14 protein-coding genes, 2 rRNA genes and 1 riboswitch are annotated in these 17,361 nt (G+C 42.6%); all 16 genes read right to left on the minus strand.

Annotated elements, in window-relative coordinates:
* Positions 1–10: 10 nt before the first annotated feature.
* The 16 genes from purM to CEQ21_RS11235 all read right to left on the minus strand — a co-directional run bounded on the left by purM (position 11) and on the right by CEQ21_RS11235 (position 17,132).
* Positions 11–1,045, minus strand: a complete 1,035-nt coding sequence (gene purM / locus CEQ21_RS11160; RefSeq protein ID WP_185764666.1) for a phosphoribosylformylglycinamidine cyclo-ligase — start codon at positions 1,043–1,045, stop codon at positions 11–13.
* Positions 1,046–1,135: 90 nt separating this feature from the next.
* Positions 1,136–2,548: an amidophosphoribosyltransferase gene (gene purF / locus CEQ21_RS11165; protein WP_127740287.1), complete on the minus strand. Its 1,413-nt coding sequence runs from the start codon at positions 2,546–2,548 to the stop codon at positions 1,136–1,138.
* The gene (gene purL / locus CEQ21_RS11170) at positions 2,533–4,749 is read right to left on the minus strand and encodes a phosphoribosylformylglycinamidine synthase subunit PurL (protein ID WP_185764667.1); all 2,217 of its coding nucleotides are present in this window, start codon (positions 4,747–4,749) and stop codon (positions 2,533–2,535) included. Before purL ends, purF begins: the two co-directional genes overlap by 16 nt.
* Positions 4,733–5,419 (minus strand): phosphoribosylformylglycinamidine synthase subunit PurQ, encoded by a 687-nt coding sequence (gene purQ / locus CEQ21_RS11175; protein WP_127740291.1) that lies wholly within the window; start codon positions 5,417–5,419, stop codon positions 4,733–4,735. The genes purL and purQ overlap by 17 nt, the downstream gene beginning before the upstream one ends.
* A complete protein-coding gene (purS, locus tag CEQ21_RS11180; protein WP_144456273.1) occupies positions 5,416–5,670 on the minus strand; it encodes a phosphoribosylformylglycinamidine synthase subunit PurS in 255 nt (84 codons plus the stop codon). The genes purQ and purS overlap by 4 nt, the downstream gene beginning before the upstream one ends.
* On the minus strand, positions 5,663–6,382 hold the full coding sequence (gene purC / locus CEQ21_RS11185) for a phosphoribosylaminoimidazolesuccinocarboxamide synthase (RefSeq protein ID WP_185764668.1): 720 nt from the start codon (positions 6,380–6,382) through the stop codon (positions 5,663–5,665). Before purC ends, purS begins: the two co-directional genes overlap by 8 nt.
* A gap of 108 nt (positions 6,383–6,490) precedes the next feature.
* A complete protein-coding gene (purB, locus tag CEQ21_RS11190) occupies positions 6,491–7,783 on the minus strand; it encodes an adenylosuccinate lyase (RefSeq protein WP_185764669.1) in 1,293 nt (430 codons plus the stop codon).
* 3 nt (positions 7,784–7,786) lie between these two features.
* Positions 7,787–8,941 carry a 5-(carboxyamino)imidazole ribonucleotide synthase gene (purK, locus tag CEQ21_RS11195; RefSeq protein ID WP_185764670.1) on the minus strand — a complete coding sequence of 385 codons (1,155 nt, stop codon included), beginning with the start codon at positions 8,939–8,941 and terminating at the stop codon, positions 7,787–7,789.
* Positions 8,928–9,416: a 5-(carboxyamino)imidazole ribonucleotide mutase gene (purE, locus tag CEQ21_RS11200; RefSeq protein WP_185764671.1), complete on the minus strand. Its 489-nt coding sequence runs from the start codon at positions 9,414–9,416 to the stop codon at positions 8,928–8,930. Before purE ends, purK begins: the two co-directional genes overlap by 14 nt.
* A gap of 126 nt (positions 9,417–9,542) precedes the next feature.
* Positions 9,543–9,643, minus strand: a riboswitch (purine riboswitch).
* 108 nt (positions 9,644–9,751) lie between these two features.
* A complete protein-coding gene (locus tag CEQ21_RS11205; RefSeq protein ID WP_185764672.1) occupies positions 9,752–9,949 on the minus strand; it encodes an NETI motif-containing protein in 198 nt (65 codons plus the stop codon).
* Positions 9,927–10,487 (minus strand): DUF2179 domain-containing protein, encoded by a 561-nt coding sequence (locus tag CEQ21_RS11210; protein ID WP_185764673.1) that lies wholly within the window; start codon positions 10,485–10,487, stop codon positions 9,927–9,929. The genes CEQ21_RS11205 and CEQ21_RS11210 overlap by 23 nt, the downstream gene beginning before the upstream one ends.
* A gap of 163 nt (positions 10,488–10,650) precedes the next feature.
* A complete protein-coding gene (locus CEQ21_RS11215; RefSeq protein ID WP_185764674.1) occupies positions 10,651–11,481 on the minus strand; it encodes a carbohydrate ABC transporter permease in 831 nt (276 codons plus the stop codon).
* 17 nt (positions 11,482–11,498) lie between these two features.
* Positions 11,499–12,386, minus strand: coding sequence for a carbohydrate ABC transporter permease (locus tag CEQ21_RS11220; protein WP_185764675.1), 888 nt, complete (start codon positions 12,384–12,386; stop codon positions 11,499–11,501).
* A gap of 89 nt (positions 12,387–12,475) precedes the next feature.
* Positions 12,476–13,711, minus strand: a complete 1,236-nt coding sequence (locus CEQ21_RS11225) for a sugar ABC transporter substrate-binding protein (protein ID WP_235907361.1) — start codon at positions 13,709–13,711, stop codon at positions 12,476–12,478.
* A gap of 178 nt (positions 13,712–13,889) precedes the next feature.
* Positions 13,890–14,006: ribosomal RNA gene (rrf, locus tag CEQ21_RS11230) — 5S ribosomal RNA — on the minus strand.
* Between the two features lie 192 nt (positions 14,007–14,198).
* A 23S ribosomal RNA gene (locus CEQ21_RS11235) occupies positions 14,199–17,132 on the minus strand.
* Positions 17,133–17,361 lie beyond the last annotated feature (229 nt).

Here is a 17,361-nt window from a genome sequence, read left to right on the forward strand (position 1 = left end):
TGTTCCTCCGTTATTGTTTCAGGATGATGTTAATTTCACCATCATCTGTTACCTTGCCAATTGTATATGCCTTCTCCCCTATTGCCTCGAAATGGGAAAGGACATCTTGTTCAGCAGCTTTATCCACTGCAAGGACCATGCCTGTACCCATATTAAAAATATTATACATTTCCTTACGCTGTAAGTCGCCGATTCTTTCCATTAGTTTGAAAACAGCAGGCACTTCCCATTTAGACTCATCTAATTCAATTCCTAAACCTTCTGGCAGCATGCGAGGGACATTTTCAATAAAACCGCCACCTGTAATATGGGATAATCCTTTTATTTCAAATTTTTGGATAGCAGAGAGAATTGATTTAACATAGATTTTCGTTGGCTTAATCAGCTCTTCCCCAAGTGTACATCCCAATTCCTCAACATATTCAGATAATGACATACCTGCTTGCTCAAGAAAAAGCTTACGAACAAGGGAATAGCCATTGCTGTGAATACCGCTAGAAGCAAGTCCGATTAACACATCGCCAGCTTTAATGCTTTCTCCTGTTATCACCTGTTCTTTTTCACAAGCACCGACTGCAAATCCAGCAAGATCATACTCCTCTTCGCTGTACATTCCTGGCATTTCAGCAGTTTCTCCGCCAACTAACGCACAGCCAGCCTGTTCACAGCCATCAGCAATACCTTTTACAATAGCTTCAATTTTGGCAGGTTCAGCTTTCCCGCATGCAATGTAATCAAGGAAATAAATAGGCTCTGCACCTTGCACAACAATGTCATTCACACACATCGCAACAGCATCTATGCCGATTGTATCGTGCTTATCCAGCATAAATGCAAGCATCAGCTTTGTGCCTACTCCATCCGTTCCGGAGACGAGCACTGGGTTTTTCAAGTTTAATACGGACAAATCAAACATGCCGCCGAAACCGCCAAGACCACCCATAACACCAGGTCTGATTGTTTTATTAACATGCTTCTTCATTCTCGAAACTGCTTCATAGCCTGCCTCGATATTAACTCCTGCTTGTTTGTAGCTTTCAGCCATAAGTATCCTCCTAATGTTCAAAGACATCTTTTATGTGCATTTCAATGGAAAAGCGACACACCCCTATGCCGCTTTTCATTTCCTCTACTATTACACCTTCTCGTATGATTGCAGTGCAGGAGGATAGATTTCTGTCGGGTATTTGCCAGTAAAGCAAGCTAAGCAGGAACCTCTAGTCTCTCCTTCTTCCGTTCTGCCAATAGCATCTACCATTCCCTCTGTGCTCAAGAAAATAAGAGAATCTGCACCAATGATTTCACGCAGTTCTTCCACTGAATATTTAGAGGCGATCAGTTCTTCCTTCGTAGAAGTATCTATTCCGTAAAAACATGGATTTTTAATAGGCGGTGAACTAATCAGTACATGCACCTCTGTCGCACCTGCTTCACGAAGCATTGTCACGATTCTTCTGCTCGTTGTACCTCTCACGATAGAATCATCAACCATGATGACACGCTTTCCTTCGACAACACCACGGACTGCGGAAAGCTTCATTTTTACTCCTTGTTCACGCAATGTTTGTGATGGCTGAATAAAGGTACGGCCAACATACCTGTTCTTAATTAAGCCTAACTCATATGGAATGCCTGTTTCTTCTGCATAGCCGATAGCAGCAGAAATACTGGAATCAGGAACACCTGTTACAACATCAGCCTCAATCGGCGCTTCAAAAGCAAGTCTTTTTCCAAGATTCTTCCTTGCAGTATGAACATTGATACCATTTATATTGCTGTCCGGTCTGGAGAAATACACATACTCCATCGTACACATTGCAATATTGGAAGCGACAGAGAACATCTCAGAACGGAAACCATTATCATCGATAATTAACAGCTCTCCCGGCAGAACATCACGGATAAATTCTGCACCGACAACATCGAATGCACATGTTTCAGATGCAACAACATAAGCATCCCCTAATTTCCCTAAGGAAAGCGGCCTCATGCCATTAGGATCAAGAGCAACCATTAACTCCGTCTCCGTTAAGATTAAGAAAGCATATGCACCTTTAATCATTGTCAGCGCATTTTTTACTCGCTCATTGAAGGCATTGAAGCCTCCTCTTCTAATTAAATGTGCCAGTACTTCTGTATCAGAGCTTGTTTGAAAAATACTTCCTTGTGCTTCTAACTGACTCTTCAATGCATTTGCGTTAACAAGATTACCATTGTGGGCAAGCGCCATGCTTCCACTTTGGAAATGGAACAGGAGGGGCTGAACATTTTCATAGCCTCCGCCCCCTGCTGTTGCATAACGAACGTGTCCGATTGCTGCTTTACCTGTCAATTCCTTCATTGCTTCCTGTGTGAAAACCTCTGCAACAAGGCCTTCTCCTTTGATGCCTTTAAGCTTCTCGCCGTCTGTTGCAACAATCCCAGTACCCTCTTGACCTCTGTGCTGCAGGCTGTGCAGGCCATAATATGCTAGTTGAGCAGCATCTGTATGTCCCCAAACACCAAAGACTCCACATTCCTCATTTAACCCTCTTATTTCAGCAAGCATGGAATTGCTCCTCTCCAGGCGGACTCTAACACTTCCACCTGTTCCTTAATCAGAATATTTTCCCCTTGGCTAATAGTAAGATTGTTATCATTTGTTACTTCTCCAATAAGTGCTGCAGGAACTAAGCTTTCAAATTGCTCTTTGTTTTCTGGTTTAATAGAAAGCAAGAAACGAGATTGAGATTCACTGAATAGTGCAGAGACTGGGTTTCCTTGAAGATCTAGCTTCGCGCCCAATGAGTTAGGTCCAAACAGACTCTCTGCTGCAGCAACTGCCAAGCCGCCTTCTGCTAAATCATGTGCTGATTCAACAATGCCTGCTCTTATTGCCGTAAGAACAGCAGCCTGATGGCTCTTCTCTACTTCTAAGTCTAATACAGGTGATTTACCAGAAATGGAACCTTCAAGCAACTTTTGCAGCTCACTTCCACCAAATTCATCCTTCGTTTCACCTAGTACATAAATAAGGTCACCGCTCGCTTTAAAGCTTTGTGTTGTTATGTCCTTTGTATCTTTAATCAAACCAACCATACCGATTACTGGCGTTGGATAGATAGCTGTGCCGTTTGTTTCATTGTATAAGGATACGTTACCGCCAATGACAGGAGCATTAAGTGCCAAGCATGCTTCACTAATCCCGTCAGCAGCCTTTTCAATTTGCCAGAAGATTTCCGGCTTCTCCGGATTTCCGAAGTTTAAGTTATCTGTTATTGCCAACGGCTCTGCACCTGAGCAGACAATATTACGTGCTGCCTCTGCAACTGCAATTTTCCCGCCTGTTTCTGGATCAAGATAAAGGTAGCGAGCATTACAGTCTGTCGTCATTGCCAATGCTTTTTTCGTTCCGCGGATACGAACAACTGCAGCATCTGATCCAGGAGCAACAACAGTATTAGTACGAACCATATAATCATATTGGTCATATACCCATTCCTTTGAAGCAATAGTTGGCTGCTTCAGCAAGCTAACTAACGCTTCGCCATAATTCTCCACTGCTGGTACCGCATTCTCCAGTGCTTGGAAATCACGGAAATATTGTGGCTCTGCAGATGGTTTATGATAAACAGGAGCATCCTCTGCCAAAGCATCTGCCGGTACATTTGCAACTACTTGGCCTTTATGAAGAAGTCGCAGCATTTTATCATCTGTAACGACACCGATAGCAACAGCCTCTAAGTCATATTTATGGAAAAGATCCTTGATTTCTTGCTCTCTGCCTTTTTTAACAACGATAAGCATACGTTCTTGAGATTCAGACAGCATCATTTCATATGCTGTCATGCCAACTTCACGCTGTGGCACTAAATCAAGATTCATTTCGATACCAGATCCAGCCTTGCTCGCCATTTCTGCACTTGAGCTTGCAAGCCCAGCTGCACCCATATCCTGAATACCAACTAACGCATCAGAGTGAATCAATTCCAAGCACGCCTCAAGTAACAGCTTCTCCATGAATGGATCACCAACTTGAACTGCTGGACGATTTTCATCCGAATTCTCTGTAAGCTCTTCAGAAGCAAATGTCGCACCATGAATACCGTCACGACCTGTTTTTGCTCCAACATACATAACAGTATTGCCAACACCATGCGCCTGGCCTTTTTTGATGTCTTCATGATTGATTAATCCAACACACATCGCATTTACAAGCGGGTTGCCTGCATAAGAAGCATCAAAGGCAATTTCTCCGCCAACAGTCGGAATACCGATACAGTTTCCATAGCCTGCAATACCTGCAACAACCTCTTCAAACAGATATTTCGTACGTGCATTATCCAGTTCGCCAAAACGCAGTGAGTTCAGAATTGCAATTGGTCTAGCTCCCATTGAGAACACATCACGAATGATTCCGCCAACACCTGTTGCTGCCCCTTGATAAGGCTCGATTGCAGATGGATGGTTATGGCTTTCGATTTTGAATGCCACCGCTTGACCATCGCCAATGTCAACAATACCAGCACCTTCTCCAGGTCCTTGTAATACTTGCGGGCCTGTTGTCGGGAACTTTCTTAATACTGGCTTAGAGTTTTTGTAGCTGCAATGCTCAGACCACATAACTGAAAATAGTCCAATTTCAGTGTAGTTAGGCTTTCGGCCAAGAATTTTTTCGACCATTGCGAATTCTTCGTCCGTAACACCCATTTGTTTGTAAATTTCTTCTGACTTAATTTGTTCTGGACTTGGCTCAAGCATTAACGACATTTGCTTCCCTCCACTGTTTAACGATTGATTGGAAAATTTTCAGACCATCTGCTCCACCTAAAAGCTCATCTACTGCTCTCTCTGGATGTGGCATCATACCAAGGACATTTCCTTTTTCATTCGTGATTCCTGCAATATTATCTAAGCTTCCATTTGGATTAGTGCCATTATATGTGAATACAATCTGCTTATTTTCTTGTAATCTAGCTAATGTTTCCTCATCACAATAGTAGTTTCCTTCTCCATGTGCGATTGGGACAGTAATAACTTCCTGTTCATTGTAAGCATTTGAGAACATTGTGTTGCTATTTTCTACCTTTAATTCAACAGGACGGCAGATAAACTTCAAGTTGTCATTTCTTCTCATTGCTCCTGGCAAAAGTCCCGCTTCAAGTAAAATTTGAAATCCATTACAAACTCCCAATACTGGTTTTCCAGCTTCAGCTGCTTTGACAACTTCCTTCATGACATTGCTGAATCTTGCAATGGCGCCAGTTCGGAGATAATCACCATATGAGAATCCGCCAGGCAGTAAAATTCCGTCATAACCTTCCAAGCTATCTGCGTCATGCCATACGTATTCTGCTTCTTCTCCCAATTCATCCGTTATTGCGTGCAACATATCGACATCACAATTGGACCCTGGAAATACGACTACCGCGAATTTCACTGTGCAACAACCTCCTCAACCTCATACGTGTAATCTTCAATTACTGTGTTTGCCAACAGCTTTTCACACATTTCCTTTACAAGCTCATCTACATTTCTATCAGACTTCTCTAAAGTAAGCTCTAAGTACTTTCCGATGCGGACATCATTTACTTCTTGATAGTTAAGTGAATGAAGAGACCCTTTCACTGCATTTCCTTGTGGATCTAAAACACTTTCTCTTAATGTGATATATACTTTAACTTTAAACATGTTGTTTTCCCCCTAATCTAGCTAGAATATTCTCATATGCTTCTGTCAAATTTCCTAAATCGCGACGAAATACATCCTTATCCAATTTCGCATTTGTCTCTATGTCCCATAAGCGGCATGTGTCAGGAGAAACTTCATCTGCTAGCATTATCTCTCCGTTTGCATCCTTACCAAATTCAAGCTTGAAATCTATAAGACGAATGCCAAGTTCTGCAAAGAAAGCACTTAACGCTTTATTTACTTCAAGGGCGTTTTTTTTCAATATTGCAACTTCTTCTTTTGTCGCAAGCTTAAGCTCTTCAATATGATCATCTGTTAAGATTGGATCACCAAGAGAGTCATCCTTATAATAAAATTCAACAAGAGGCTTTGATAATGGCTGCCCCTCTTTTATTCCTAATCTTTTTGAGAAGCTTCCTGCAGCTAAGTTCCGTACAACAACTTCTAATGGAATGATTGATACTTTTTTTACTAACTGCTCTGTTTCTGACAGCTTTTCGATAAAGTGGGATTCAATCCCTAAATCTTTTAGCTTCAAAAATAGCAAGCTAGTAATCTCATTATTTAAACGGCCTTTGCCAGTGATAGTTGCCTTCTTCTCACCGTTGAACGCTGTTGCTGAATCTTTGTATTCCAGCCACACGATATTTTCGTCAGACGTTCCATAAACTCTTTTTGCTTTTCCTTCGTACAATAAAGCTCTCTTTTCCATTTGAAGAGTCTCCTTATCAAAAAAATTAGGGATAAAACGAATGTAATATCTAGTTATTTCAGGGTTATTGGCATAAAAGCGCCAAAAGGTGCTTTTATGCCATATATATTAAAGTCCTAGTCTGTTGAAGATTGTATCCACATGCTTAATGTGGAAATGGTAATCAAAGCAATCGTCAATTTCTTCAGTAGTCAATTTTGCTGAAATGATAGAGTCACCTTCAACCAATTCGCGGAAAGGAACTTGCTTTTCCCATGATTCCATTGCTCTTGGCTGAACTGTGTCGTATGCCTCTTCTCTTGTAAGTCCTTTATCAATTAAAGCTAACAGCACTCGCTGCGAATAAATCAAGCCCAAAGTGCGATCCATGTTACGCTTCATATTCTCAGGGAATACAGTCAAGTTTTTAACGATATTGCTGAATCTGTTCAACATATAGTTGATGGCAATCGTTGCATCTGGAAGAATAATTCTCTCAGCAGAAGAATGAGAGATATCTCTTTCATGCCATAACGGCACATTCTCATAAGCAGTCATCATATAACCGCGGATAACACGAGCAAGACCTGCCATATTTTCAGAACCGATTGGATTGCGCTTATGCGGCATTGCCGAAGAGCCTTTTTGACCTTTTGCGAAAAACTCTTCTACTTCTCTTGTTTCACTCTTTTGCAGTCCGCGAATCTCAACAGCAAATTTTTCAATAGATGTTGCAATCAAAGCAATTGATGCCATATATTCTGCATGACGGTCACGCTGTAATGTTTGTGTGGAAATCGGTGCTGGTTGCAGCCCTAACTGCTCACATACATATTGCTCAACAAAAGGATCGATATTGGCATATGTTCCAACCGCTCCTGAAATCTTTCCAAATTCAACACCTGCAGCAGCAGTCTTGAAGCGTTCTAAATTGCGTTTCATTTCCTCATGCCATAATGCAAGCTTCAAACCGAATGTTGTCGGTTCAGCATGAACACCGTGTGTGCGCCCCATCATTACTGTGTATTTATGTTCAACGGCTTTATTTTTCAAGACTTCAATAAAGTTTTCCAAGTCTTTCAAAATGATTTCATTGGCCTGTCTAATTAAGTAAGATAATGCAGTATCCACAACATCTGTTGAAGTTAAGCCGTAATGAACCCATTTACGCTCTTCTCCCAATGTTTCTGAAACAGCTCTTGTAAATGCAACAACATCATGGCGTGTATCTTGCTCTATTTCTTGAATACGCGCAATGTCAAAGGATGCATTTTCACGAATTTTTTTAACGTCTTCTTCAGGAATTTCTCCTAGCTTTACCCATGCTTCACATGCTAGAATCTCCACTTCAAGCCATGCTTGAAAACGATTTTGTTCAGTCCAAATATTTCCCATTTCTGGTCTTGTGTAACGATCGATCATTTCTTATCCTCCGATTTTTTCTGTTTGCAGGCTCCAAATATTAGACCTGTCTATTTCATCAAGGGCAATTTCGACAGAAGAACGCAGTAATGTTGCGTGCCCCATCTTGCGCTTTTCCTTTGGTTCTTGTTTCCCGTAAAGATGAACTTTCCAGTCTTGCAACTCAGGTAGTTTATCGATAATAGGAGCTTGATGTTCACCTAATATATTAACCATAACTGCTGGTCTCAATAACTTCGTGCTTCCAAGCGGCACTCCGCATACTGCTCTAATATGCTGCTCAAATTGAGAGGTTTCACATGCTTCTATTGTATAATGCCCTGAGTTATGTGGTCGTGGCGCTAACTCATTGATATAGATGTCATCATTACTGCATAAGAACATTTCTACGGCCAATGTTCCGACAAGCTGCAGATGCTCGGCAATAATTCCTGCCTTCGCTATTGCATTCTCTTTCGCATGGTCGCTTATTCTTGCAGGTACAATTGATTCATGAAGAATATTATGGATATGAATGTTTTCACTTACTGGAAATACAGCACTTTCCCCATTCGTTCCTCTTGTCACTATCACAGATATTTCTTTTTCAAATGGAATCCACTTTTCCAGAACACATCTGCCGCTTGTTAGCAGCTTTGCTGCTTCCTTTACCTCATTGCTGGAACGAATAACATATTGCCCTTTTCCATCATAGCCTCCGCGAGCTGTTTTCAACACAGCTGGATAGCCTAACGTTGCTAATGCTGCTTCTAAATCTGCTGCATTTTCAATTACTTCAAATGGAGCAACCTTAACTCCTGCTTGTTGAATCGCCTGTTTTTCGCTAATCCGATCCTGTGTTATTTCCAACACCGAAGACCCTTGTGGCACATATGCATTTGTTTGAAGCCAATCCAAGCCTTCTGCATCAATATTTTCAAATTCATATGTGATAACATCACTTATCTGTGCCAGTTGCTGTATCCCTTCTATACTGTTATAAGCATCGACGATCTTATAATCAGCAACTTGGCCGCACGGTGAGTCTTCTGTTGGATCCAATACAGCAATTCGATATCCTTGTGCCTTCGCAGCTAATGCCATCATTCTGCCTAATTGCCCACCACCAATTATACCAATAGTTTGACCTGGGAGAATCACTGAGTTAGACAAGTTCATCACTACTTTCCAAAACCTCGTTTCTTGTTTTTTCTCTCATTGAGGCAATTCTTTCGGCTAACTCCGGTTCAAAGGCTGCTATTATCTGTGCTGCAAGCAATCCGGCGTTCGTAGCACCGGCTTTGCCGATCGCCACTGTTGCAACAGGAACACCGCCAGGCATCTGCACAATGGATAATAGGGAGTCAAGACCGTTTAATGCTCGTGATTGAACAGGAACGCCAATAACAGGCAACGTTGTTTTAGCTGCAACCATTCCTGGTAAGTGAGCAGCACCTCCTGCACCTGCAATGATGGCACGCAACCCGCGCTCTCTTGCACTCTCGGCATATTCAAACATTAAATCTGGAGTGCGGTGTGCAGAGACAACCTTCTTTTCATAACTCACTTCCAGCATATCTAAAATGTCGCAGGCATGCTTCATTGTTTCCCAGTCTGATTTGCTTCCCATAATAACGCCAACTTGAGCAGTCATATTTCGCCTCCTGAATTATTACATATAAAAAGCCCTGCCAGATGCTTCTACTACATAGAGAGAAAGCACCCGTCCAGAGCTTAAATAATCTGAAAAGAATAGGAAATCCCCCCAAACTTTTCTGCTGGCGTTACGGCTTTCCCTCATAGTCTGGCCGTTCTCGGCAGCCAGGTAGAAACGTATGGGCCATATTCCCATTATATATGAGGGCTATTAAATTATTGGTTAGTCATTTCTAATATTCATTAACTCAATACCATATTAACAAGCATTTTCACCTGTTGTCAACACAAAAATCGAACAATTATACTAATATCATATTTATTGTTCGGAATTTACCCTTCCAACTGCACTGCTTCAAAAATAACTTGGCTGGCTACAGGCTCATATGATTTTTGTCCGTTTACAATTGTTTCTTTAAAGATAGGTTTCTCTATTCTTTTCACTGGAGTGTAGCCTTCCTTTTGAATCCTATCTAAACACTCACTTATTGTTTCATTCTCTAGCACTTCAAACTTCATTTTTTTGCCCATTAAATAATTTTCCTCTCTTAACACTTTTTACCCAGAAACCTCCATGTATTGTCTTCGGCTCATAGGCAATGATAAACGCTTTTGGATCCAAAGTTTTAATCGTATCATAGAGTTTTAGCTCATATTTTCGCGGCGACAGTATTTGCAGAGCCATTCTGTCTCCTTCCAATCCGTGTGCAGCCCAGCTCGTAACTCCATAACCTTTTTCTCGCAGAGCTTTCGGTAAATCTCTGTCATATTCTTTTGTAATGACATTAACTGTTATGTATCCTAATGCAAGCTTCTCTTCTATTTTCATTCCTACAATAACACCAATACCATAACCAACTGCATATGCAATTAAATTTTGTATCTGATCGAGATTATCCAAAACCAGACCAAGACCAATTACATAAACTACCACTTCTATCGTACTGATAAAAGCAGCCATATATCTCTGTCCCTTTAATGTTAATATCATCCTTATTGTAAAAAATGACACATAGACAATATTGATGACTAATATGATTACGACCATTGTAACACTGTTCTCCAGCATTAATCCATCACCCTTTTTTCACGTATAGTTTTGCGTTTCTTTTTATAATTGCCTTTATTTTTAATTGTAAACAAATCTCTTCTTATTTATATGTTGGGTTGACAAAAATAGAAAAGGCTTAGAAGGAAAATCTCCTTTTAAGCCTTTTCTATTTTTGTTACTATTACTTCAAGCCAGATACATTAAAGCCTTGCAAAATATACTTCTGAAACACTAAAAATACGATAATAATGGGGATAATCATGAAGGTAGAACCTGCCATTTGCAAGGCATAATTGCTTGCATATTGCCCTTTTAGCAGCTGCAGCCCGACAGATAGTGTGTAGTATTTTTCATCATTGGCGATAATTAACGGCCATAAGAAGGAATTCCAAGCACCAATAAAGGTTAGTATACCTTGTACGGCAAAAACAGGGCGCGAAACCGGAAGAACTATCCTCCAAAAGATTTTCCACTCACTAGCACCATCCAGCCTCGCTGCTTCAAACAGTTCATTTGATATTGTTGACATAAACTGCCGAAACAAAAATATTCCAAACGCACCTACTAAACCAGGAAGGACAATTCCTGCCATTGTATTCGTTAATCCCATCGCATTCAAGATTAAATACACTGGAATCATGGTAACTTGCCCTGGAATCATCATGGTCGCAAGCACTATGTAGAAAAGAAAGTTTTTTCCTTTGAAGGTATACTTGGCAAAACCGAACCCTGCCATCGCATTAAGGAAAAGTCCTCCAAACGAACAAATAACGATAATCATTGTGTTCTTAAAATAAACAAGAAAATTAAAAGCAGAGAATAGTTCTTTAAAATTATCCATAGTGGGATCCTGCGGCAAAATCGTTGGTGGAAACTGCATAATCTCTGTGTCAGTTTTTAGTGAGGATAACACCATCCAAATGAAAGGAAGCACCATCAGTATACCGCCTGCTGCAAGAATGATGGCAACAATCCATTTGGCAGCCTTCGTTTTTTTATGTATTGTATCCATTTTCTCCCCTCCTATTTTTACTCCTCATTTTTCACTTTTTGCATTCGAAATTGAATCAATGTGACGATTATTATCGCTATAAATAATAGGAAAGATCCTGCTGCTGCATAGCCAAATTTACTGAATTGAAAACCGTTGCGATAGATAAACAACGATACAGAGGTAGTACTGTCAAGTGGTCCTCCATTCGTCATAATAAACGGCTCCTCAAAAAACTGCAGCCAGCCTATCATCGTTGTGACCGTCACAAAAAAGATGGCGAATTTCAGCATAGGCACTGTAATCTTGAACAGCTGTTGCCACTTATTAGCACCATCTAACGAAGCTGCCTCATAATATGCCTTTGGAATGCCTTGAAGAGCTGCCAAAAAAATAATCATATTCGTGCCAATTGCACGCCATAGGGCTAAAATTATTAATGAAATTTTCGCGATGACTGGATGCTGCAGCCACGGGACTGACGGGAAATCTGCCAATGATAGCAAGTAGTTAAGAAAGCCAAAGCTGGGATTATATAAGTAGCTCCACACAACAGCTACAGCAACAACATTTGTAATGGATGGAGTATAAAAAATTAGCCTAAAAAACTGAAAAAAACTATTCTCGCCGAAATTGATTAACACAGCGATTCCTAAGGAGCATATAATCACGAGCGGAACACCAATAACTACATAAAATAACGTATTACCAATAGATTTTAAAAAGAGAGGGTCCGTTATAATATCTATATAATTATCTATACCAACAAAATTAATTTGCGACCAATCCGCTAATCCTACTAAGCTAATGTCTGTAAAACTAATGACAAAAGCTACTACAATAGGTATTAACGAAAACATCATTAATAAAAGTAAAGCAGGAGATATGAATAAATAAGGTGCCCTTTTATTTACAAAATTCCTCATGTACTAGCACTCCCTTTTGTTGAGAAAAAGAGGGGTTTTAAACTGCTGCTAATTATAACTACACTGTCTAAACCACCCTCTTTTATCCATTACTTGTTTAATAATTCCTCCGTCTCTTTATTAAAGGCATCCATTTCCTTCTCAACATTTTTTCCACCTAAATAGATTTGTTCAAAATGCTTTAAGTAATTTTGCGCGAATTCCTCAAACTCAGGCAATAATGGCATCGATCGGGATGCCTCCATTTGTTGACCGAAAACCTCATATAATGGATCATTGGCCAATCTGTCATCCTCCCATGCTGACTTTACTGTGGGCATAGCATTAGTTAAATCCAGCCATTTCAGCTGGTTTTCCTTTTTCATCATGAAATCAATAAACTGAGCTGCTTCATCCTTTTTACTGGAGTGTTCAAAAATGGTCAGATTCGAACCACCCAAGCTAGACAGATTATTATCAGAACCAGATGGAAGAACCGCAGTAGCCCATTTACCTTCAATACCTTGAACTGTATCATTCACTGCCTTAACCATCCACGGTCCGCTTATAAACATTGGAACAATTGCATCACCTGAGAATGTTTGGGAAACATCCATTCCAAGATCCTCCTTTGGAGCATATCCTTTTTGAATAAAATCATTCAAATAAGAAACCGCCTCTGTAAATGCTTTTTCGTTAAATTGTGGTTTCCCGTCAGAGACTAAATTAGAGCCATTCTGTCTTGCAAACATAAACCCCAACGTTTGTTCCTTTGCATCCACATTAAGTCCGTACATGTTTTCACCGCGTTCAGATAGCTTTTTAGCAGCATCCTTAAGCTCCTCCCAAGTCTTTGGTGATTCTTTATATCCAACTGCTTCAAGAATATCCGTACGATAGAAAAGGACACGGGTTTCCGCAGCCCACGGAACACCATAATATTTACTATTGAATTGCGTTGTTTCAACAGAGCCTTCAAAGAAGTTATCTGGTTTTAAATTCGGATATTTATTCATGTATTCACCCATATCAGCGAGAGCTCCTGCTGCCTGAAACTCAGGCATCCATGTTGTACCCATTTGCAGTACATCCGGTCCTTTTTTAGAAGCAACTGCCGTTAACAGCTTGTCATGAGCGCTCGCCCACGGAATGGACTGTATTTTCACTTCAATCCCGGTTTCCTTCGTAAATTCCTCTGCCATTTTCGGAAGCTGCTTCACCTCATCACCCATTCCCCAGACTGTCAATACATCAGAATCACTTGAACTGCTTTTTTGTGAACAACCTGCCAATAAACCAAGTGCCAGTAAAGCTGTCATGCCGAAAATAAACCACTTCTTTTTCAAGCCCATCATTCGATTCCTCCTAATCTGTTTTATCGAAACGTTTCGATAAGAAAATCATAAACTAGTTCCTTATATCTTGCAAGCGTTTTCTTTAGACAAATTACAAAGGATTGATTGCTTAAAAGAACAAGACAAAAAAAGAGACAGCAGTCAAATGACTGCTGTCTCTTTTCAAGGTGCCTGGCGACGTCCTACTCTCACAGGGGGAGAGCCCCCAACTACCATCGGCGCTGAGAAGCTTAACTTCCGTGTTCGGTATGGGAACGGGTGTGACCTTCTCGCTATCGCCACCAGACTATTATGTTTTTATGAGTTGTTCTCTCAAAACTAAATCATATAAGAAGAAAAGCAAGAACCAAGTAATCTTTTGTCCAGCTTCAAAAGCCAAATCGTACGGCTGTTTCACTCACTCACACACAGTCTTACGACTGCTATTCGTGCGCTCCAACACCCTACCGATTTAAGCGGTCTTTTTCCGCTTTTCATTTTAGTTAAGTCCTCGATCTATTAGTATTTGTCAGCTCCACATGTCACCATGCTTCCACCTCAAACCTATCAACCTGATCATCTTTCAGGGATCTTACTAGCTTACGCTATGGGAAATCTCATCTCGAGGGGGCTTCATGCTTAGATGCTTTCAGCACTTATCCCTTCCGCACATAGCTACCCAGCTATGCCTTTGGCAAGACAACTGGTACACCAGCGGTGCGTCCATCCCGGTCCTCTCGTACTAAGGACAGCTCCTCTCAAATTTCCTACGCCCACGACGGATAGGGACCGAACTGTCTCACGACGTTCTGAACCCAGCTCGCGTACCGCTTTAATGGGCGAACAGCCCAACCCTTGGGACCGACTACAGCCCCAGGATGCGATGAGCCGACATCGAGGTGCCAAACCTCCCCGTCGATGTGGACTCTTGGGGGAGATAAGCCTGTTATCCCCGGGGTAGCTTTTATCCGTTGAGCGATGGCCCTTCCATGCGGAACCACCGGATCACTAAGCCCGACTTTCGTCCCTGCTCGACTTGTAGGTCTCGCAGTCAAGCTCCCTTGTGCCTTTACACTCTACGAATGATTTCCAACCATTCTGAGGGAACCTTTGGGCGCCTCCGTTACTTTTTAGGAGGCGACCGCCCCAGTCAAACTGCCCACCTGACACTGTCTCCCACCCCGATAAGGGGTGCGGGTTAGAATGTCAATACAGCCAGGGTAGTATCCCACCAATGCCTCCACCGAAGCTGGCGCTCCGGCTTCCAAGGCTCCTACCTATCCTGTACAAGCTGTACCAAAATTCAATATCAGGCTACAGTAAAGCTCCACGGGGTCTTTCCGTCCTGTCGCGGGTAACCTGCATCTTCACAGGTACTATAATTTCACCGAGTCTCTCGTTGAGACAGTGCCCAGATCGTTACACCTTTCGTGCGGGTCGGAACTTACCCGACAAGGAATTTCGCTACCTTAGGACCGTTATAGTTACGGCCGCCGTTTACTGGGGCTTCAATTCAGAGCTTCGCGCGAACGCTAACCCCTCCTCTTAACCTTCCAGCACCGGGCAGGTGTCAGCCCCTATACTTCGCCTTACGGCTTCGCAGAGACCTGTGTTTTTGCTAAACAGTCGCCTGGGCCTATTCACTGCGGCTCTCTCGGGCTTGCACCCAAAAGAGCACCCCTTCTCCCGAAGTTACGGGGTCATTTTGCCGAGTTCCTTAACGAGAGTTCTCTCGCTCACCTTAGGATTCTCTCCTCGCCTACCTGTGTCGGTTTGCGGTACGGGCACCTTGAATCTCGCTAGAGGCTTTTCTTGGCAGTGTGGAATCAGGAACTTCGGTACTATATTTCCCTCGCCGTCACAGCTCCGCCTTCACGGTAATGGGATTTGCCTCATTACCAGCCTAACTGCTTGGACGTGCTAATCCAACAGCACGCTTACCCTATCCTCCTGCGTCCCCCCATCGCTCAAACGATTCATAAGGTGGTACAGGAATATCAACCTGTTGTCCATCGCCTACGCTCTTCAGCCTCGGCTTAGGTCCCGACTAACCCTGAGTGGACGAGCCTTCCTCAGGAAACCTTAGGCATTCGGTGGATGAGATTCTCACTCATCTTTCGCTACTCATACCGGCATTCTCACTTCTAAGCGCTCCACCAGTCCTTACGGTCTAGCTTCAACGCCCTTAGAACGCTCTCCTACCACTGACATCATAGATGTCAATCCACAGCTTCGGTGATACGTTTAGCCCCGGTACATTTTCGGCGCAGAGTCACTCGACCAGTGAGCTATTACGCACTCTTTAAATGGTGGCTGCTTCTAAGCCAACATCCTGGTTGTCTAAGCAACTCCACATCCTTTTCCACTTAACGTATACTTTGGGACCTTAGCTGGTGGTCTGGGCTGTTTCCCTCTTGACTACGGATCTTATCACTCGCAGTCTGACTCCCAAGGATAAGTATTTGGCATTCGGAGTTTGTCTGAATTCGGTAACCCGATGGGGGCCCCTAGTCCAAACAGTGCTCTACCTCCAATACTCTTACCTTGAGGCTAGCCCTAAAGCTATTTCGGAGAGAACCAGCTATCTCCAAGTTCGATTGGAATTTCTCCGCTACCCACACCTCATCCCCGCACTTTTCAACGTGCGTGGGTTCGGGCCTCCATCCAGTGTTACCTGGACTTCACCCTGGACATGGGTAGATCACCTGGTTTCGGGTCTACGACCACATACTCTATCGCCCTATTCAGACTCGCTTTCGCTGCGGCTCCGTCTCTTCAACTTAACCTTGCATGTAATCGTAACTCGCCGGTTCATTCTACAAAAGGCACGCTATCACCCATTAATGGGCTCTAACTACTTGTAGGCACACGGTTTCAGGATCTATTTCACTCCCCTTCCGGGGTGCTTTTCACCTTTCCCTCACGGTACTGGTTCACTATCGGTCACTAGGGAGTATTTAGCCTTGGGAGATGGTCCTCCCTGCTTCCGACGGGATTTCTCGTGTCCCGCCGTACTCAGGATCCACTCAGGAGGGAACGAAGTTTCGACTACAGGGTTTTTACCTTCTGTGACTGGCCTTTCCAGACCTATTCATCTACCCCGTTCCTTTGTAACTCCATGTAGAGTGTCCTACAACCCCAAGAGGCAAGCCTCTTGGTTTGGGCTAATCCCGTTTCGCTCGCCGCTACTAAGGGAATCGCGTTTGCTTTCTCTTCCTCCGGGTACTTAGATGTTTCAGTTCCCCGGGTCTGCCTTCTGTTACTCTATGTATTCAAGTAACGATGCTATCCCATTACGGATAGCGGGTTTCCCCATTCGGAAATCTCCGGATCAAAGCTTACTTACAGCTCCCCGAAGCATATCGGTGTTAGTCCCGTCCTTCATCGGCTCCTAGTGCCAAGGCATCCACCGTGCGCCCTTTCTAACTTAACTTGATTCGGCTAAAGATAAACTTCGCATCTCTTCGTCAGCTTCTTCGCTGTGCTCCTCACGTACTCACATACGCTCCGGTGCTCACTCCGTCGCTTCCTCGACCTGCTCGTTTCTCTTTACCCTCAATTTCTCTAATTAATAGAGAATCTAAGATGGCGATTACTCGGTTTAATCTTGGTTTTTCTTCTATATGATTTAGTTTTCAAAGAACAATTTTATATCATGAGGA

It is taken from the genome of Niallia circulans, from assembly GCF_007273535.1.
Classification (GTDB): Bacteria; Bacillota; Bacilli; order Bacillales; family Cytobacillaceae; genus Niallia; species Niallia circulans_B.